The organism is Haliscomenobacter sp., from assembly GCF_040403615.1.
In the GTDB taxonomy this organism is placed as follows: Bacteria; Bacteroidota; Bacteroidia; order Chitinophagales; family Saprospiraceae; genus Haliscomenobacter.
This window is the reverse complement of sequence record NZ_JBBAKG010000003.1, coordinates 1-19062: the sequence shown is the minus strand read 5'-3', so window position 1 is coordinate 19062 and position 19062 is coordinate 1. Positions and strand designations below refer to the sequence as shown.

The following is a 19062-nucleotide window of genomic DNA, read 5'->3' as shown; positions in this document are numbered from 1 at the left end:
TTGACCAGTAACTGGTTTCAGGACATTGTGACACCGCATTTGAACCTGGAATTGTACAATCCAACCCGGTCTTACAACAAGCAATCAACTGTGTTTTATGCAAATTATTATACTGATCCCACAGTGGTACAACAAAATTTTGTTGACATGGGATATAAAATTGCCTATGATAATCTATTAGAGATTGTGACCACAGACCAGACCAAGTACCTTATACAAAACCCAAATTGGTATAGACTCAATGACAGTTTGAAATATATCTACCACAAATTCAACACATATCAACCCAATAAAAATTATAAACATCTAGCACTCATGCCGTTGCGGCTGCAGAGGGCCGAAAGGGATCGTGCAGTGCAAAAATTACAGCCCTGGTTGGGTGATTTTGTCTGGAGTTATGTAGCCAATGGTCGCCAATTGCCCAATGACGGTGACATGTCTGACTGGAGCACACAACAAAATTTTACCCCAGAATGGTATGATGATACTTGTTTTAGTTTTGTGTGTGAATCTATGATTTCTTTAAAAGATAACATAATATTTATAACAGAAAAAACCTACAAGCCCATTGCATTTTATCAGCCGTTTTTGACACTGGGTCCGCCAGGTATTTTGAAGTCTTTGCGGAATCAAGGATTTGAAACATTTGAAAACATATTCAACGAAGATTATGACTCTGACCCAGTCTGGGTCAGACGATTAGACAGTCTAGTAGACAATGTAAAACAGTTCTCCAAACAGCCTTATGATGCTGTGACACAACAAAAAATCAATCACAATCACGCACGATTTTTTGATACACAATTGGTAAGCAAACAAATTGTGGACGAAATAATTTACCCGTTGTTGAATTATGCAGAAACCCGATAACATGTGCATGGCACCCTGGGTGCATACATATCTAAGCCCTCAAACAGAACGACGTATGTGCTGTGCTTCACGCGAGCCCGCACAGAACTTTGAACAGTATATAGATACTAGTGCAGGAACAGGAAAGTATATTCCTGTCACACTTGAACAGCATTGGAATAGCGATCACATGCGCTCTGTACGCAGACGTATGATGGCCGGAGAAACACTACCAGAATGTGAGGTTTGTAATGACCGGTTACTCAATGTATCCGTATACCGCGATTATTTTTCACAATTGTTCGGAGGAAGACTTGATCAAATATGGGATAGCACTGACCCAGATGGATCGACTCATATGCGCCCTGTTTCATGGGATTATAGGTTTTCAAACTTGTGTAATTTCAAGTGTAGAACCTGTGGCGACATGCTATCCTCGTCCTGGGAAAGTGAGCAAAAACAGAACAACATGGTTGACTGGACAAATCCTAAAAATGCTTGGATGCGAAACGATATACGTGCCGAAATCTCACACTTTCAAGATAGTCAAATTGAAGCCGAATTCAGTGAGGCTGTTGAGCAACACCGAGTAGAAGAAATATACTGGGTGGGCGGCGAGCCTTTAATGTACGAACAGCACTGGCGTTACATGCAACGAATAATAGAACTAGGAGACGGAGAGAAACTATATGCTAGATATAACACTAATCTCAGCAGGATTGCTTACAGTGGGGTTGACCTTTACCGCGATATACTTACGAACATACGTGACTGGCAAATCTGCGCCAGTTTGGACGGAACAGGAGTCACCGGCGAATACATACGCACTGGTCTACGCTATGACCAGTTTTTGAACAATTTTAAACAGGGTTTGAACATAGCCACCAATACTAGGCAAATGCGTCTGGACTTTACACTCACACTACCGGGCATGACTGAAGTTGATGCCATGAATAGTCTAGCACAAGAATTAGGTGTGGAAATGTTGGCCAAGGTGATCTTCAGTTTCTCACCAGATATTGTTATGAGTCCTTTAGCATTACCCAGACACATACTAGATCCTTGGGTTGACGAACTAGCAGGCCGCTCCGCAGGTGCCATGCGTGATGTACTGCTACAATTAAAGAACCGGCCCACGTTTGCGGAACAATGGCCGGACCAGTATCAAGAGGGCTTGCGTAAGGGCAAAGCCCGTGTGTTACAACTAGAACAAATAAGAACTCACAGTGTGACAATGACAGATATCCTGGGTCCGCGTCCAGACGTACTAGAATGGTGGATGAAAATTGCTTGATCATATAGAAATAGACCTACGCGGTGCGGACGACAATATCTTGACTGTGCATATAGATGTTGTGGACAACAGCCTCAGCCGTAAATGGTTGGCCGCACTGAATGATATCATTCAACGTGATCTGCATTTAGAAAAGAACTATTGCTGGCTGGGCTGGACCGAAGGTGCCAGAACAGCAGAATTCCTTTGCACACAAATTAATAGATCAATTAATGCTATTAATTCTAGCAGTTTAGATTATCGTATTCAAGACTTCTTTTCGCCTGCCAATGTAATACAAGCAGATCTAGACATCAATCATGCGCGAATGAATCAATTGCACAGATACTTTGAAGACTTGCAGGGCACAGCAGGCGCAATGAGTCGCCATTACGATTCAGCAGATGATGTCACACGCTGGCACATACGTCAATTAAATCTATTATGCCACGAACTAGAAAGTCTTGTGTTAAGTATGCGCAAGGCTATACAATCGCCTGAATGGCGTAGACCCAGCCAACTCATGTGTTGGTTACGTGCTCCAAGATTTGAATTAGGCGAAGAAGACTTAGAGTTGTTTGGTATAGAAACAATCAATAGAAAACTAGGTGGTGTGTATGTGGGCGTAAATAAAGCAGTGGGCAAGCATCACTGGGAGGTATTTTGTGATGAGGGCAGGGATTCAAGGATTGATGAGCTTGTTACTACAGGGTTACGCACACAAACTCAAGCCGCTGGCGACTTTGACATTGAATGGGCACGTGATCCCGGCGCATACCCTTGGCAAATTGCACAGTTGGCAGAATTTCGCGAATGGCTTGCCAGGAATGGATTTGACCCAGATGACCCCGGTCTTACAATCGGCCACCCCGGCATCGGGCAAGTTGATCTTGAAAGGTCATTTGGCAGCCAATACTATGAAAAGATCTGGGCACAACTAGCCAACCATTTAGATGTGTACAGCATACGTACTGACAGTGCGTCGGCTACTTACAACTACCACTGGAGTGATCCGGACTACATAGAGCAACAAATTAGGAGTTTAAAATGAACTGGATACGAAGACTTTGGGATAGAATTACATTAGAAATACGTTATCGTAAAAAACTAAAAGAACTACGCAAACGAGACCCTTTTATCTACAAATGAATATCCTAGGTATTTCAGCAGGCTTTCACGATGCGGCGGCCACAGTTATCTCACCTGATGGGGAGATCCTGTTTGCTGGTCATTCAGAGCGTTACAGCAAAAAGAAAAATGACGCAGACTTTTGTCAAGGCTTGTTAGACGAAGTGCTAGAATATGGGCCTGAAGTAGTTGCATATTATGAACGCCCTTGGGCAAAACAAGCACGACAATGGTACGCAGGGCAAGGTGTTGAATGGGACAAGTTAACAGTAAAACAAATATTAAATAAACAGTTAGGCGGACAAATTGAAGCTGATCGTGTGCATAGTTTCAATCATCATTTATCGCATGCGGCAGGGGGATTTCAAACGTCACCATTTGAACATGCCACAGTAGTAGTGATAGATGCAATAGGTGAATGGGATACAATATCAATATGGGGTGCAGAATATGATAAAAAAGGCGTGGCAAAGTATACGAGATTATGGCGTCAGGTTTACCCGCACTCAATTGGCCTGTTCTATAGTGCGGTAACTGAACGCATTGGCCTACACCCATTAGACGAAGAATACATCACCATGGGCATGGCCGCCTGGGGTCGAAACACCTGGTATCACGACATGCGCGAGCATGTGATTGCCAACGAACGTGACATTGAATTACGACACAACTTTCACACAGGAATGAGTGAAGATTTCTTGATAGGTTCTAGTAACGAAAACATTGCGGCGGCTGCTCAAATGGTAGCAGAGGATCTTATCCGTCAAGTGATGATTCGTGCTAGAAACATGGGTTTTAGTCAAAATCTGGTATATATGGGTGGGGTGGCGCTGAATTGCACCGCCAACCGTATGCTAGGAGAATACTTTGAAAATATTTGGATTATGCCTTGTCCCGGTGATGCTGGCAGTAGCCTTGGTGCTGCCGCTTTGGCTCTTGGGCGTAGAATTAACTGGCGCAGTGCTTATTTGGGGCATGATATTTCTGGGCCTTATCCCGTTAATGGCCTTTTGGATCGGCTACTTACTGAACAGATTGTTGGAGTCGCCTCGGGACGAGCCGAGTTCGGTCCCCGCGCACTGGGAAACCGTAGCCTCCTTGCAGACCCTAGAGGCAGCGAGATCAAGGAGAAAGTAAATGCTATCAAACGTCGTCAACAGTTTAGGCCGTTTGCCCCGGTCATACTGGCTGAGGTGGCTGATGACTATTTTGATATGCCAACCGGTTGGCATCATAGTCCTTATATGCAGTCAGTCGCTAGGTGTCGCCAGCCTGACCTTACTCCTGCTATTTGTCATGTTGATGGCACCAGCCGAGTACAAACTGTGGCGCAGGACGGATCGGGCATAAGAGAATTACTGGAAAAATGGTATGTGCTAACAGGATGCCCTATGCTATTAAATACCAGTTTGAACATACGTGGGGAGCCCATGGTCAACGATCGAGCAGACGCAGATCGCTTTAAAAAGTTATACGGCGTAACTGTTTGCAGTTAACGCTGGCGCAAGAACATTATGAGTCCAATCTAGGTGCCCTTGCATGGTAGGGTGGAAATCATCTTCTTGCAATTGCGCATTCTTTAGGCAATATGAATAGAAGTTTTCAACATTAGTAAACATTGCCAAGAATTTGCTTTTCAGTTTAGTGGGTAAAAAATCCACAATATTAAAGGTCATTCCTCTGTTGGGTATTTTTGGATCAACAAATTCTAAAAACACACATTGGTACTGTTGAGTTTTTAGATAGTTCCATAAAGCAATAACATGTATATAATTTTCAAGTGCTCGGCTCAGATTATTTTTTTGGCTGTGCTTGCTTGTGGTATTAATGCCAGCAACTTGATCAGTATAGTTGTAAACAGGCCCGGTGTCAACAACAGATTTTGCAGGCACAATAATACTATCGCGTCCGTACCCACTCCACATAATAACCACCAGCGTTTCCCTGGGATTTAAATCTTGAGTTTCTAATGCATGAATTACGCTGGTTAGAATTTGATAATTGCCGGCTCCTTCAACCGAACAATCGTATACTTGATCGAATCCGCACTTGTCCCTTAGGTAATACGGCCACGAACACGAGTCAGTATTGCTGGTGTTGTAGGTAAAACTACAACCACCAACCACAAGATTTTTGTATTTCAAGTGGTTGATGATTTCAAACACTCTGGGAGTTGATCTAATTTTCATAATTCTGAGATTCTCATATACGGAATTAGCACATCAAGGCACCTGGTCAGTTGATATTCAGAGGTAAGTTTCTAACCCGCCCCTACGTCGGATGTCTTGTGTACAGCATGAGATGCCGCCATCCCAGAAGTATGAATGACGCAGTTCGCTGATGATAGGTTCAATCCGATGCTTGCGGCAGTAGTCAAACACTTCTTTGTTGTATGCTGAAAAGATAACCTGGCTTTCGTCTAGAACCAAGCAGTTGACATCAAACACAGTTTCGGCCACAAAGCCAGTCCACTTGTTTAGGTAGGTGTCCACAAACTGCGTGAACTCTGGAGTGGGCGTTTGTCCTTGTACATACCAAGCACCTGGTGATTGTTCGTACTTGAACTTGCCCACTTCCATGGCAGCCCAGATACTTGAATCCCATATCTTGCATACGTCCCAGCCAGGGAAGTCTCGGGCTAGATCCAAGTTAACATCGTGTTTGGAACTCAGCAACACTCCAGGCTTGAGAATAGCAAACACAGCATCTCCATGGCCATCTGTAATGGCTTCATGGATGCGATATTCAGAACCCAACACATTGTCCACAATCCAGCGGGTTTGTTCTGGCTTCAAGAAGTCTGAGTTATCAAAGAAGACATCGCGACCCACACGCACAATACAACTTGCACTTGCTTGATTAAGAATACAGTTCTCATCCCAGCCAGTGGGTCCGTGTGGATTGATAATGGTTCCGCCTGTTTGGGTGTATTCAGTACATAATGAGTTTAGTTCCTGAACAGCCAACACACGCAGTAGTTTGTCGCCTAGTGTGATTTGCCAGTCGCGGGGAGTTAATGGAGGTAGCGGAGCGCCTTGTCCGTGAACCTGTGATTGAATAAAGTGTTCACGGTTGGGCAAGTCAGGACGACGTACTCGAGCACCCGACTTTTCTATTGTGCGTTGCAAGTTGGCAAGGTCTTCTTCAGTCTCAAAAAGGATTTGTTGCAACTGATCGCGCACTTGTGCGTTCTCGATGAAGTCAAAATAGTCTGGGCTGTACGCACGGCCGACTATGACTTCTTCAAGGGGTTGCCAACTTGTATAACTGTTAATAGGATTCATTTATGTGCTCGAGTAGGATATTTAAGCGGGCCGTCTTGCTCTTGAGAAATAAACGTTGGTTGTGTTCTATGTCTGCCCTGGCACGAGCATGTAATCTGGGCAAATCAGATTGTGCTTGAACAATTGCATTGCGCAGTTTGGTCCAACGATGTGTATTGTTCGGATCGTAATCATAACTGTTGTCCAGGATGCCATCAAATGTTCTATAACCCAGATTGCGTAGGGTTTGTAGACTGCCTGCTGGCCCTACTACAAAAAACATTTGCCCGTGCTTGATAGGCTTGAATGTTTTTTCTGTCAAGAACGCACCGCCAGATTGATCAGCGTCAAAATGTGTTTCCATCACAATGTGGCAGTAACTGTTCGAGAAATACTTGCTCACAAGGTCGGCATGATTGTTACGTTCTGTTTGATTTAACTCATCGCTGTAGTACGGTGCTGATTTTAAGAATTGCTCTGTTGCGGCTCTTAGATTACCAAACCGATCAATCTCGATAGGGTTTTCTTCATCCACAACCTCACCTGATTCACAATAACTCCAGTAACTGTTGTTCAACACATGATGTTGTAGCAAGTCGGCCATTGCTGTGGCACGCCATGTTTTGTGTAATCTGTTCAAGGCTGTAAACTCACGCTCTCGTGGTTGATTGTGTATGGCCAATGGAGCAGTGGCATGATTGCGATGCCAATACCACAGTTCAAAATCACAGAAATACACAAAGTTTTCTAAGTCACGTGCGGCTGTGTTGCCACTGACAAATCTATAACAACCAGCGGGCAATTGGTGTTGAACTACCAATGCATCCAGTCGTTGTTTGATCTTTACAGGATTGTCACCTTCGTGATAGTAAAACAATATGCGTATGCGACCATGTGAAAGTTCGGCAAACACACGCTGGGGTAGTAGATCAAAGTAGTCTATAGCAAAGTTAAAGAATCCCAGTCCAATGGGATAAAATGCATCAGCAGGCCACACTTCGTTGGGTCCGAACATGTTCAATCGAACGCCATGATTCTCACAGTACTCTTGAGGTCTAAATGGCACAGTACCGGGCCAATGCTGTTCAAACTCACGCCATGATTGTGTGTAAGGTTCTGCTTGATGTCGAGCCAGCGCAGGATATATTTTACCCTGGACTATGCGATCCGATACTAGATTCAATACCATTTAACATTTCCTTTAGTTCTGTCCACAGTACAGCTTCAAACCCGCCGTTGTAAAAATGATTCCAATTGTGCTCTACGACTTCCTGTGCCTGATCAAACAAGTGTTGTTTACCTGCTGACGGCAATTCATCTAGACTACGTAACAAACTTGCAATTCTAGCAATACGATCTTCATCATTGGCTTGATCATAACTTTCGTCCCATATACCTTCAAATGTACGGAAACCGTAACTGCGCAAATATTCTAAACTGCCACAAGTTCCCACAATCACAAATGGCATGCCTAGGGCAATGGGTTTAAAGGTTTTCTCTGTCAAGTGATGTCTGCGTCCAGTATACACAGTTTCAGTCACAAGATACAGTAAACTTTCTGCTGATTCATCAAACAAACTCAACCAACATGAGTGCATGGGATGGTCTGTTTCGTTGGCAAAGTTGATCGGAAGGGATTGACTGGCAAACACAGTCTCAATGTCTGGATACTTGTGAGCCAAAGGCTTGATGGCTTCGTGTATTGAAATGTGTTCAGATGGACAGACATCAGGGCAACTTATGTGATTGTCAGTGAGTTTGTTCCGGAATATGTGATACAGTATTTCTAGTCTATGTTGGCGTTCGCCTGCAACGATACGATTGGGGGCAATAAATGTTTTGACTATTGTACGTTCTTTTATAGGTTTGATCAAGAATGTCTTACTGTAGCCGCGATACCAATCTAGTGCGGCCCATCCATGAAAAAAGTAATAATATCTTTTCCATCCGTACCTGGCACATAGAGTATCCACATTGTCACTATCACGTTCACTAGTACATATAGCACCAATTGGAGCACGTTTGTTTTGTAAATCTGCATTGTTTGCTCTAACACGGTCAAATGTTGCCGTGTGTATGTTCAAATGTATAGGCTCTTGGTCAAAAAAGAATATATAATTGTGTTCGTGTACATCTTCTCTACCATACCCAATAACACTGTCAGGATCACTGCGCCCAAAAGGATCGCACATCAACGCACGTACACCAGGACAATTTTGGCGCAACCAAGGCCAGAATGTATTGTTGTAAATTTCATCTATTCTAATCATGTTTGACGTATTCTATTCGGGGACTAAACCCAATCAATTTGCACACGAGCGTGAGGCTGAATCAATTGAGCATGCGCAGACCATGAGCCGCACAAGATATTTTTGGTGGATCACATACTTATGTGACTACTCTGAGTGGGATTGGCTTTGGGAGCCAGTACCTTGGCAAGCCACGCAACGCCATGCGTGGCCCAGCCAGTGGCAAAAAGATTCAGGAACATATCTAGTTCCAAAGTCTGGATACACAGACACAAACTATCATGCCACACTCGGTATTGTACGTGTTTGTAGTGACATTGCCAACTGGTCGATTCCTGATACTATTGAATCATTTGATACCACATGGCACCCAGACCCAACAGATCCTCCTTACATATATCAATTTGGCACACAGCATCAACGCACAGGTGGTCCACAGTATCATGTGCCCGGCGCAACAGACATAAAGTTTGTGGACCAAATGCGTGTGACAACCAGTCGGGTGGCCACAGCCATATATGAAATAGATCACATGGATGGTGCCGCGGGTGAAATTGCCAATACCACTCGACGTGTGCGTTACTTTGACAACTACCGGGACACACTCATACGTATAGCCAAGAGCGTGGGCTCTGAACATGAGTTTGTGTGGGTATGTAGTAGCATTTGTGATTACACTGACTTTGACTTTTCGTGGCACCCTGAACAATGGCAAGCAGGTATGTTACATGTATTTGCCAGTGATGACGAAAAGTTTGGAGACACGTTCTTCATGCATGTGCCTACATTTGCTCATCGTGCTGAGCGTGTAGAACTGCTGGAATGTTATGACTGCAACTTTGTTGACGCTAGTGTGCCACGTAGACTCATGCCTGTTATTGCACATGACTTTGACAGTCAAGCAGATGCTGTTCGCACACTAGACTGGGCAGGGCCCCTGGCATTGTTTGTCACAAAAGATTATATCCCTAACAACCAGGCCACAGTGCCATTGTGGAGGGAACAAACTAAAACTATTGTACCAATGAGTAAAGGTGCTACCAGTGTAATTGTTCCTCGAACAGCAGTTGCCTATATCAAGACACAGTTGTATGATTATCCTTACATAGATCGAACACATCGTGGTTCGGGATTAAAAGATAAACCTTTGGACATTGTGTTTATTTCAAACGGAGAAAAAGATGCAAATGCAAACTTGCGTTGGTTGGAAACAGCAACTATGGCTAATATGAACTCTAATCTCAATCGCATACATCATGTGGACGGAATCAATGGCCGTGTGGCTGCCTATCATGCGGCTGCCCAAGCAAGTACTACACCTTGGTTCTTTGCTGTGTTTGCTAAACTGCGAGTGAATCTGCATTTTGATTGGACTTGGCAACCTGATCGTATGCAAGCGGCCAAACACTATATCTTTCATGCACAAAACACAATTAACGACCTGCAATATGGACATCAAGGCATGATTGCTTACAACAAGCAACTTGCATTGGAAAATAAAGGCCGTGGGCTGGATTTTACTTTGGATCAACTACACGAAGTAGTGCCTATACTATCGGGAGAGACCATGTATTATGATTCAGCCTGGATTGCTTGGCGTACTGCATTTAGAGAATGTTTGAAGTTACGGGCCAGTTTGCCCGATGTAGAGAATGAATACAGATTAAAGCAGTGGCTCACCGTAGATCATAGCAAAGGCAAATGGAGCCAAAAAGGCGCTCAAGATGCTGTGGACTACTATGAAGAAGTTGGCGGGGATTTTGCGGCACTCCACAAGAGTTATGAATGGGCCTGGTTGGCCACCTATGCCTTGGTCAAACGATCTTTAACAACTGATCAATAGCGTTATCTTAGACTACTGAGATGACCACTAATTGCGTTATATACAGTTTGTGTATTGGTTGGATAAACAACATCTTCAAATAATAACCCGTCGTAAATTCTACAGATCATAGACAATTTGTAGTTCAACCACCCTTGTTCTATTATGGTACAGTCTATGCTGGTAGATTCGTTGGCAAATACATCTTCTAGTATACGATTACATTTAACGTATGATTGCCATCCTTGGTTATAAGCAATAAATTCTACCCAGAGTTTATATAAAGATTCGTCGGGGAAAAAAGTTTGGTCAAGAAAAATTGCCAAATGATTTAGTTCGATACAAAATTTTTCAAAAGAAAAAAATGAATCAAAATTAAATTTGAACACTGGTTGATCTATTGGAACAAAATCGGCATAGAAGTTTGCATACATCTCTCTTTCATTAAATTTACTATACCAATTGTTTCTAACAAGAACAGGATTATTTTTAATAGATTCGGGAATGGAAAGCATCTGTTTTTCAAAGCCTACATCGCCGGCTTTGTACATGAGATTTGTTAGGGCAATAAAAAATAAATTATCATCTTGGGTGTTTAGTACAATTCTAATCACAGTGTCTTCACGGTCAATTGTAAAATTATATCTTGGATCAAAATAATGACCACATGTGATTAATCGATGTGTGCGATAATCTTCATCAGGCGCATGTGCTGAATAAGTTGGCGGTTCAAATATGCTCTGTTGACTTGGGGGTGTCTGCATGATATACACATTGCTAACATATTCTAAAAAATGTCCGTGTGTGCTGCCGTGGAAATCTATTTTGATCATACTATCTCTAACAACTGATCGATAATGTATTCTACTTCTAAATCACTAAGTTCAGGATAGATAGGCAAACTCAAGCAACGCCTAGTCAACGCATAAGCCGCACTCAACATATTGTACTCGCCCATGCCTTCGTAGGCTGGCAAATCCCACAAGGGATCGGAATAGTGTACTCGGGTTTCAATCTTGCGCAAACTCATTTGCTTTTGCACTTCGTCTCGTGCATCTACTTCAATCACAAACTTGTGATAAGAATGATCTTTAAAATTGCTGTCGTCGATTAACGAACGTACATTACGCTGTTTCAATCGTTCAATCCAGTGTGCCGCAATCTCTCCACGTCGTTTCTGCCATGCATCTATATAATGAGTCTTGACCATCATCTGCGCACAGTCAACTTCACTCATGCGACTGTTGGTTCCAGGATCCCGATGGCCAAGATGTTTTCCGTTGTTGACCCAGTCTCTAGCGTAGGTCGCAAGTTGTGCATCACGTGTGACCACAGCACCGCCATTGCCATAGTTGGCAAGGTTCTTTGTGGGATCAAAACTGATAGCACAACTATTACTGAGTCTGTGGCAGTTGCTGGCCAACCAGTGCTGAGCACCATCTTCTATTATGGTATCTGTGTAGTAGAAGTATTGATCCTTGACTGACTGTCCATACAAGCCCACGGCACAGATGGCCTGTATACTCGTGTTCTTCTTGTCAATTTTGCGCAGATCCATTTGTCCATATGCATCCGTATCTACTAATTCCACTGTCCAACCTGTGCGCAAAAAAGCATTGGCAGTGGCTGGAAAGGTCATGGCAGGTACCAGCACTCGCGGCGGGCGTATGTTGATATCACCAGCATAGAAGCCAGCAATGATTTCCAAGGCTTGTGTACCTGAGTGGCAAGTAACAGCATATCCCACATTGTTCTTGCGAGCCAACCAATTCTCAAACTCAGCAGTATTGTTACCGTTCATGAGAACACCTGAACGCAACACTTCATCTGTTGTGTCCAGGATTTCTTTGCGGAGATTATTATACTGTTTTCGGAGACCAGTAAAGGGGATAGTAAGGCCGGTGGTTGTCATTAATTCCAGTATGAAGATTCACTTAACCACTTGTAATAATTTTGGAATCCTTGTTCAACGTCTACTCGGGGATCATACCCTAGTATGGTCTTTGCACGATCAATATTTAACGCACCACGTGACGGAAAGTCTGCGTCTTTGTCACGTGTTTCAATTGTGCCTTTTCCCACAATCTTCACAATCATTTCAGCGGCTTCTAGCAAACTAACAGAGTGTGATTTGGTAATGTTGAATGTTTTATTGGCACTCATAATACGGGTGGCAGCCGCAACAATACCATCAGCGGCATCATCCACATAGGTAAAGTCTAGTGTCTCGGATACCCCATTAACGCGGAGAGTGCCTCCTCGCATGGCTGTGAGCATAAATTTGGCCACAACTCGGTCTTCCACGTCCAAGGGGCCGTATACAGCACTAGGCCTAATAATAGCGTAATCGAAAGCGCCGCGACGCTGATAGTCTTTAACAAGATCTTCTCCACATAATTTCATAATTCCATACTGACCAATAGGGTTGCATGGGTCATCTTCTAGTACTTGATCTTCGAAGTCTCCGTACACCATGCTACTAGATATGTACACCACACGTTCAACTTGATGTTTTTTGGCACTCTCGCAAATGTTGATCAGTCCTTCCATCATGACTCTAGCACCCCAGGCAGGGTTGGCGTTGACAACTTTCTGTCGGGGAAAACTTGCCATGTGTATGATTACTTCAGGCTTGTGGTTCTCTACCACGCGATCAAATGCTTCGGCATTGGAGATATCAGTACGATATATGTGCTGTGTCCGGATCTTTTTACTACGCTCATCCAACAAGTACTCTAGTTCGTCTTGTGGAATGATGCCGTAGTTGGTCATGATGTCCACAATCACAACTTCGTGATCCTTGGCTTCTAGTCGTTCGACTACATTGTGTCCAATGAGGCCCATGCCTCCAGTTACTAAAAATTTCATTTATTTCCCCATTTAAGTTTCCAAAAAGTTTCGTTTTGTTCGCTGAGTCGGGCCACGATACGATATAAGTGCCCATACGTGTGTGGGTCTATACTACGAGTCCAGTAAGGTTTGTCTTCGGCATGTTCCATTATGAATTGTCCAGCATCTGATTGTTGCCATTTCCATATGGGTTCAGCAACCATTAAATCCGGATCTTCTACATCACCCATGCGTATTTCGTGTACACACACGTCACGAAAACGTATGGCTCGATCGCCGATGATTTTGACTTGTTCAGGTTGCCAATGCTCAACTTGCTCATTGTGTGTTATTGCCATACACAAGTATAGCACAGCAATTAGTTTTTTGCAACCAAGTCTGAGGCCATTGGGAAGATTGCGGCAATGGCCCGGGCACACTCAACTGCCACTGCTTGATGTTCTAGTTGTGTGCCATTACCTGAACGTAGTTCGATAAAGTGAATCCATGATCGCAATGTACCGTTCATGTATAAGCGACTTTGAATTAGTCCTTCGGGTAGCACAGCACGAGCCTGTTCCTTGGCAATACCGTTCTTGATAGCCCATTCGTACTCACGTTTTGCCGCATAGATAACTCGCTGTTGAGCACGATACCATTCGTTCTCCAACAAGTTATCGTCGTGCTCTATGCTGTTTTGTCGATTCTTTGGGTCTTGAAGTCTTCCACTGCGGGTAACGAATTCAAGATCCGTTGTCGGGTCAGCATATCGTTGACTGAATTCTTGGAAACTGAAACTTCGGTGTCTGAGGATTTGCCGTGCAATATCTCGTGTTGTCGTAATTTCCATGCAAGCACTGACCATTTCGAGTGGACTCCAGTGCTGGTGTCGCACAAGGTATCGGATGAGTTTTTCACTGGTTTCATTGTTGAACTGGTTGGAGGGATTGGATACTCGTGCGCAGAAAGCGATAAGTTCTTGAGCATCGTCAATGCCCTGGGCTCTAAAGTCTTCTGTTGGTTGCGAATAGGAGACAAGTCGGACATTCATAGATCTTTTAAAAGTTTATCGGTTTCGGGCTGAACAAGTTTGGCAACTTCGGTAACATCGACCACAAAGTCAATGTCCCGAACTGTGTCACCAAGTTCAGTTAGTGTGCGGGTCAAGATAGTTTCAACTTCTTCTAGGTCAAGACCCTGTCGTCTTAGTGCGGCCAGATTAATCGTTTTTTGACGACGATCACCTAATCTAATCACAACTTTTTTAATGCACTCAAGTGGGACTTCTGTTTTATTGACTTGTTCAATAATGTGTTCCCACTGTTGAATGAATTCATCACTGAACGGCATCGGCTGTCACTACCTTGGCTTTAGGAGGACGACCTTTTTTTGGTGCCGTAGGGGCGACTGATTCTGCAACAGGTGTAATATATTCTTTTGCATTGACACTGGGATTCAACCCTTGTGCTTGTTTCTTCATGCGAGCGGCTTCGGCAATCATGCCTTTGGCTTCTATTTCCATACGTTTGGCCTGTGCCAACATGTTGGCTGCAAGAGTTTTGTCATCTAGAGCACCGTCGGTGCTGGTCAATGGTGGCACATACGGTGTGGCTGTATCTTGTGCTTTGCGTTCTTCTCTGCGTTTGTATTCTGCTTCGGCCTTGCGCTTTTGTGCAGGGTCAACCATGCCGGCGCTGGCATCAAGTTCTTGTAGACGTTTGAGTGCTTCTCCGCCTTGTTCCATTTCGCGGATGATTTTGTTCATCTCATCCAATTTTACACTGCTTTGAGCACTGGGAGTTACAATCACTTGATTGGTAGAAATCTTCTTAATCATGCCTTCACGGTGCAGGGCTTCTAATTGAGCACGACCATCAGGCAACAAATTGCGGTGCAACACTTCTGACAAGTTCGTTGCGGCTTGTCCTGGAGCACTTTCCAATGTGGCCATGATACTATTATGAATGTGTGTGGGCATGGTTTCTGGATATACCACAAGGCACATATGCTCCTCGCCAGGTACTTCTCTGTAGAGAATAGCAACCTTGCGGTCACCGTGTCGTCCTATATGTTTAAGCATTTTGATCTCCTTGAGGTTGTGCTTGTTCTGCTTCTTGGGCATGCTGTTGGGCTACAACAGTGTCCAGAAAGGCAGAAAGTTTATCATAAACATCACCAACAGATTTCATCTCTGCGGCTCGGAATGCGCCGCGAGTACATGCGGCATCAATGATTTGTTTGAGACTTGCCAAATCGGCAATGGTAAGTTGTGCGTTTTCCATATAGATATTTAATGTCTAAATGCCTATATAAATTATTTTAATCGTCATTTTGGAGAAATTCGTTTAGGCGATCAACTGCTTCGTTGAAGTCCACTGCCCAAACCCGTGCTTCTAGTATACTACCCGTAATTTGCATATCGAATGGTATGACACCACGGAAAGCAAAATCATCTGGAAGTTCTGTAGTCACTACGAATTCCTGTAAGTTTTTTGCCCTAAAGATCAAGTTAGTGGCCATGTCGACTGAGTTCATTTATACTCCTTAATATCCTTGTGCTTGACAATGATAAAGTTATATATGCGATTGTCAAACCTGATAGGTAAATCTAGGTGTATGGTGATCTCAGGACCATCGCGGTGGTTGAGCAAGCGATCGTTGCCAACTGTGCCCACAAACGGGATCTTGTTCCATTTGCCGATCACTCGATCACCTATGTCCCATACGGCTTGGTAGCCTATACGGTTAAAGTAATCAGTTTGATTGCCCATTGTCGCCAATTTTTTTGCCCGAAAGCAATAAGTTTGCCACTGAAACAAACAGGCTCAAACTGCCATATGCCATATCGCCTCGAGCAAAGTAATCTGCGGCAGTCATCAATGCAATACCTGACACAAAGCCAGAAATAACATCTTGATGTTTTATTATCCATGCGTACATTATATCAAATCCTTAAACATTGTTTTGCGTCCGTCTTCACCAATGTGAAGGTCGAACAATTCTCTTGTGCGTTGCAACATAGCACAAGCCATCATCAATTGATCTTCACGGCTATCGCACATGAGGATCTGTTGCTCTATCGGACGCATGAGTTCAGTCATGCGTCGTTGAATCTCACTCACATCTTTCTTGTGTGAACCATTGATTCAAATGTATTCCACAAGAGATTGAACTTGCGCTCGTAATATTCGGCCAGTACCTTGAAATCTTCTGTTGCGGCACCTTGATCAACGTACATCTGAATGTCATTGGTGACTTTCCAGCACTCCAAGATCTCTTGCTCTAGATCAAATCGATCTTTTGTTTTCTCAATCATTTCAACTTCCATTGGGGTTTCTCCATTGTTGTTTGGCCAGTCGGGCCTCTTGATAAATCCTCTTGCACAAGATCCATACAGGATGCCAAAAGTATCCCAGTACAAAACCCCAGACAAAAGGCGCTAGTGCTTGCAAAAAGTCATTCATGTTGACTCCATTTGATATATCCACCATTGGTCTCACTCCACGGACAATATTGTTCCCATAGTGTTTTGCCTGTATCGGGAGTTTCTTTGATCAGTTGGTCTATACCGGGTCGAGTCGTGTACCCGTCTAAACTCCAGTTGTGATTTTTCAGCGCAGTTTCAAGTTCGATCATTGTTCAACTACATCCTTCTCAAGTTCTTCAACAATCAGGTGTGCAAACTTCTGACAAAAGATGCTAAACCAAAGGGTATTCAATACTTCCTCTGGTGCGCCGGCCTCTACTGCTATTGCTTTCAATGCGTTGTTCATGGTTCAACTCCGAAATGTTCTTTTATACATTCGTGTAATTCTAAATTACCTGTAAAATCGTATTGATGATGATGGAAAGATTCTGCCATGTGAGCACAGTCCTTGACAATCAACTCTGCGAACTTTTCAACATTAAATGTTTCTTTGGTCATAAATTTTTGATCGCCGTACACTTGATTCCAGCCGCCGCATGTGAGTGCAAGTTCTTTGATGCGTTGATTCATTTCTTGTTTTCTTTTAAAAGCCGCCAAAATTTTTCTTTGGATGTTTCTGTCCACTCAAAGTACAAACTGTTCAATGGTGGTCTACCTGTTGATGTATCATATAGTATACGATGTTGTATGTATTTTGTCAACCAAATTGATTGACCACTGGTCATTTTGGTGGGCCACCAAGCAAACCGGCTAATTTCCATCTTGTAAAATTGCAATCATCTTTGTGGCTAATTGTTTGAACCATGCTTCATCATGACCACGGGTAGTTTCGGCTGCAACACCAACTCGCACACCTGATGTTTCGGTAAAACTACGTGTTTCGCCTGGCACACCATTCTTGTTAACAGTGATACCATTTGCCTCAAGTAGATCAGCATACTCGCGACCGCTTAGTTTTTCTTTGCGTAAGTCCACAGTGAACATATGACACTGTGTTCCGCCACTGACCACATCAACTCCTGCATCTATGAATGCCTGTGCCATAGCATGTGCGTTGATACGGACTCGCTTGGCATACAGTTTAAATTCAGGTTGTAGTGCTTCATAGAAACACTGTGCCTTGCCGGCAATGATGTGCATGAGTGGGCCACCTTGAGTGCCGGGAAACACAGCCGAGTTGATCTTTTTGCTATGGTCTGGATCATCCCATAGGATCAAGCCGCCTCTGGGCCCACGCAGGCCTTTGTGTGTGGTTGTGGTCACAACATGGGCATGGGGGAATGGACTTGGGTATTCTCCGCCTGCAATTAGGCCTGAATAGTGAGCAACGTCAGCCAACAAGATGGCTCCTACGCTGTCTGCAATCTCACGGAATCGTGCCCAGTCAATCACTTGACTGTAACTACTGGCACCGGCAATGACCATTTGGGGTTTGATGAACTCAACAAATTCAGCCACAGCATCATAATCAATCAGGCCTCGAGCATTAACACCGTATGAGTGTGATTCAAACCAAGCACCACTAGCATTGACTTTGGCACCGTGACTCAAATGTCCACCTGATGCTAGATCCATGCCCACGATACAATCGCTGGGCTTTAGGAATGCCTTGAATACTGCCAGGTTGGCATTGGCACCCGAATGCGGTTGCACATTGGCATGCCCACAACCAAACAGTCGAGTGGCATACTCAATGGCCGTGCGTTCAATATCATCCACATGCTCACAACCATTGTAATAACGTTTACCAGGAAGACCTTCTGCATATTTGTTGGTCAGGATACTGCCGCACAAGTCCATTACTGCTTGGCTGGTATAGTTTTCACTGGCAATAAGTTCAATAGTATTTGCTTGTCTAAGGCCTTCATTCAGCAAGGCTGTGTGTATTCTCGGGTCTAACATTATTCATGGCCTTTGTGAATTAATTTATTCACCATATTGAGATCAAATTCTAATTTAGTGACACGATCTCGCATCTGTTGGTATTCTTCACTGTGAACGTTGCCATTGTTTGTCACAATATCTAAATACGTATGTGCGGCCTGGTCATGTGCAATTTTAAGATCGTGTTCTAATAATACTCTTCTATCTTTTAACATAATTTTTTCCTTTTGATTATCAATCAATGACTAGCCCACTCAATGGTGTCCAGATCAATTCCATCTTGATACATGTCCCACAATGGACTGAGTTCGCGTAATCGTGCAATCTTGCGTTGAATC

At 43.7% G+C, this 19062-nt stretch carries 24 protein-coding genes; 5 read left to right on the top strand and 19 right to left on the bottom strand.

From position 1 onward, the window contains the following. Positions 1 to 147: 147 nt before the first annotated feature. The 4 genes from ABW391_RS01745 (at position 148) to ABW391_RS01730 (ending at position 4746) form a co-directional block, all read left to right on the top strand. Complete coding sequence (locus tag ABW391_RS01745) at positions 148 to 870, top strand: hypothetical protein (RefSeq protein WP_353480091.1); 723 nt, start codon at positions 148 to 150, stop codon at positions 868 to 870. Further along, positions 854 to 2143 (top strand): twitch domain-containing radical SAM protein, encoded by a 1290-nt coding sequence (locus tag ABW391_RS01740; RefSeq protein WP_353480090.1) that lies wholly within the window; start codon positions 854 to 856, stop codon positions 2141 to 2143. Before ABW391_RS01745 ends, ABW391_RS01740 begins: the two co-directional genes overlap by 17 nt. Further along, a complete protein-coding gene (locus tag ABW391_RS01735) occupies positions 2136 to 3173 on the top strand; it encodes a hypothetical protein (RefSeq protein ID WP_353480089.1) in 1038 nt (345 codons plus the stop codon). Before ABW391_RS01740 ends, ABW391_RS01735 begins: the two co-directional genes overlap by 8 nt. A 94-nt stretch (positions 3174 to 3267) precedes the next feature. Continuing rightward, positions 3268 to 4746 (top strand): carbamoyltransferase C-terminal domain-containing protein, encoded by a 1479-nt coding sequence (locus ABW391_RS01730; protein ID WP_353480088.1) that lies wholly within the window; start codon positions 3268 to 3270, stop codon positions 4744 to 4746. Here ABW391_RS01730 and ABW391_RS01725 read toward each other — a convergent pair. From ABW391_RS01725 to ABW391_RS01710, 4 genes are read right to left on the bottom strand one after another with little or no spacing between them, the layout of a single operon-like run. Continuing rightward, the gene (locus ABW391_RS01725) at positions 4720 to 5439 is read right to left on the bottom strand and encodes a hypothetical protein (protein WP_353480087.1); all 720 of its coding nucleotides are present in this window, start codon (positions 5437 to 5439) and stop codon (positions 4720 to 4722) included. The two genes, ABW391_RS01730 and ABW391_RS01725, sit on opposite strands and share 27 nt — an antisense overlap. Positions 5440 to 5496: 57 nt before the next feature. Then, entirely contained in the window at positions 5497 to 6534 is a 1038-nt protein-coding gene (locus ABW391_RS01720; RefSeq protein WP_353480086.1) for a hypothetical protein, read from the bottom strand. After that, positions 6521 to 7702 carry a hypothetical protein gene (locus ABW391_RS01715; RefSeq protein ID WP_353480085.1) on the bottom strand — a complete coding sequence of 394 codons (1182 nt, stop codon included), beginning with the start codon at positions 7700 to 7702 and terminating at the stop codon, positions 6521 to 6523. The genes ABW391_RS01720 and ABW391_RS01715 overlap by 14 nt, the downstream gene beginning before the upstream one ends. Continuing rightward, on the bottom strand, positions 7662 to 8783 hold the full coding sequence (locus tag ABW391_RS01710) for a hypothetical protein (protein ID WP_353480084.1): 1122 nt from the start codon (positions 8781 to 8783) through the stop codon (positions 7662 to 7664). The genes ABW391_RS01715 and ABW391_RS01710 overlap by 41 nt, the downstream gene beginning before the upstream one ends. Between ABW391_RS01710 and ABW391_RS01705 the strand changes: the two genes are divergently transcribed. Then, complete coding sequence (locus ABW391_RS01705; protein WP_353480083.1) at positions 8782 to 10605, top strand: hypothetical protein; 1824 nt, start codon at positions 8782 to 8784, stop codon at positions 10603 to 10605. The genes ABW391_RS01710 and ABW391_RS01705 overlap by 2 nt on opposite strands. 2 nt (positions 10606 to 10607) lie before the next feature. Here ABW391_RS01705 and ABW391_RS01700 read toward each other — a convergent pair whose 3' ends face one another. The 15 genes from ABW391_RS01700 to ABW391_RS01630 all read right to left on the bottom strand — a co-directional run bounded on the left by ABW391_RS01700 (position 10608) and on the right by ABW391_RS01630 (position 18939). Then, positions 10608 to 11417 (bottom strand): hypothetical protein, encoded by an 810-nt coding sequence (locus ABW391_RS01700; protein ID WP_353480082.1) that lies wholly within the window; start codon positions 11415 to 11417, stop codon positions 10608 to 10610. Continuing rightward, positions 11414 to 12496 (bottom strand): DegT/DnrJ/EryC1/StrS family aminotransferase, encoded by a 1083-nt coding sequence (locus tag ABW391_RS01695; RefSeq protein WP_353480081.1) that lies wholly within the window; start codon positions 12494 to 12496, stop codon positions 11414 to 11416. The genes ABW391_RS01700 and ABW391_RS01695 overlap by 4 nt, the downstream gene beginning before the upstream one ends. Continuing rightward, positions 12496 to 13452, bottom strand: coding sequence for an NAD-dependent epimerase/dehydratase family protein (locus ABW391_RS01690; RefSeq protein ID WP_353480080.1), 957 nt, complete (start codon positions 13450 to 13452; stop codon positions 12496 to 12498). The genes ABW391_RS01695 and ABW391_RS01690 overlap by 1 nt, the downstream gene beginning before the upstream one ends. Continuing rightward, positions 13449 to 13772, bottom strand: a complete 324-nt coding sequence (locus ABW391_RS01685; protein ID WP_353480079.1) for a hypothetical protein — start codon at positions 13770 to 13772, stop codon at positions 13449 to 13451. Before ABW391_RS01685 ends, ABW391_RS01690 begins: the two co-directional genes overlap by 4 nt. Positions 13773 to 13792: 20 nt before the next feature. After that, positions 13793 to 14464, bottom strand: coding sequence for an FAD-dependent thymidylate synthase (thyX, locus tag ABW391_RS01680; RefSeq protein ID WP_353480078.1), 672 nt, complete (start codon positions 14462 to 14464; stop codon positions 13793 to 13795). Continuing rightward, complete coding sequence (locus tag ABW391_RS01675; RefSeq protein WP_353480077.1) at positions 14461 to 14763, bottom strand: hypothetical protein; 303 nt, start codon at positions 14761 to 14763, stop codon at positions 14461 to 14463. The genes thyX and ABW391_RS01675 overlap by 4 nt, the downstream gene beginning before the upstream one ends. Further along, positions 14750 to 15493 (bottom strand): hypothetical protein, encoded by a 744-nt coding sequence (locus ABW391_RS01670; RefSeq protein ID WP_353480076.1) that lies wholly within the window; start codon positions 15491 to 15493, stop codon positions 14750 to 14752. Before ABW391_RS01670 ends, ABW391_RS01675 begins: the two co-directional genes overlap by 14 nt. Continuing rightward, positions 15486 to 15695 carry a hypothetical protein gene (locus ABW391_RS01665; protein ID WP_353480075.1) on the bottom strand — a complete coding sequence of 70 codons (210 nt, stop codon included), beginning with the start codon at positions 15693 to 15695 and terminating at the stop codon, positions 15486 to 15488. The genes ABW391_RS01670 and ABW391_RS01665 overlap by 8 nt, the downstream gene beginning before the upstream one ends. Before the next feature lie 37 nt (positions 15696 to 15732). Further along, entirely contained in the window at positions 15733 to 15933 is a 201-nt protein-coding gene (locus ABW391_RS01660) for a hypothetical protein (RefSeq protein ID WP_353480074.1), read from the bottom strand. Positions 15934 to 15944: 11 nt separating this feature from the next. Further along, positions 15945 to 16184 carry a hypothetical protein gene (locus ABW391_RS01655; RefSeq protein ID WP_353480073.1) on the bottom strand — a complete coding sequence of 80 codons (240 nt, stop codon included), beginning with the start codon at positions 16182 to 16184 and terminating at the stop codon, positions 15945 to 15947. 347 nt (positions 16185 to 16531) lie between these two features. Continuing rightward, on the bottom strand, positions 16532 to 16729 hold the full coding sequence (locus ABW391_RS01650) for a hypothetical protein (RefSeq protein ID WP_353480072.1): 198 nt from the start codon (positions 16727 to 16729) through the stop codon (positions 16532 to 16534). A 316-nt stretch (positions 16730 to 17045) separates the two neighbouring features. Continuing rightward, complete coding sequence (locus tag ABW391_RS01645; protein ID WP_353480071.1) at positions 17046 to 17186, bottom strand: hypothetical protein; 141 nt, start codon at positions 17184 to 17186, stop codon at positions 17046 to 17048. Continuing rightward, positions 17183 to 17410, bottom strand: coding sequence for a hypothetical protein (locus tag ABW391_RS01640; RefSeq protein ID WP_353480070.1), 228 nt, complete (start codon positions 17408 to 17410; stop codon positions 17183 to 17185). Before ABW391_RS01640 ends, ABW391_RS01645 begins: the two co-directional genes overlap by 4 nt. 180 nt (positions 17411 to 17590) lie before the next feature. Further along, on the bottom strand, positions 17591 to 18742 hold the full coding sequence (gene glyA / locus ABW391_RS01635) for a serine hydroxymethyltransferase (protein ID WP_353480069.1): 1152 nt from the start codon (positions 18740 to 18742) through the stop codon (positions 17591 to 17593). Further along, positions 18742 to 18939 (bottom strand): hypothetical protein, encoded by a 198-nt coding sequence (locus ABW391_RS01630; RefSeq protein ID WP_353480068.1) that lies wholly within the window; start codon positions 18937 to 18939, stop codon positions 18742 to 18744. The genes glyA and ABW391_RS01630 overlap by 1 nt, the downstream gene beginning before the upstream one ends. Positions 18940 to 19062 lie beyond the last annotated feature (123 nt).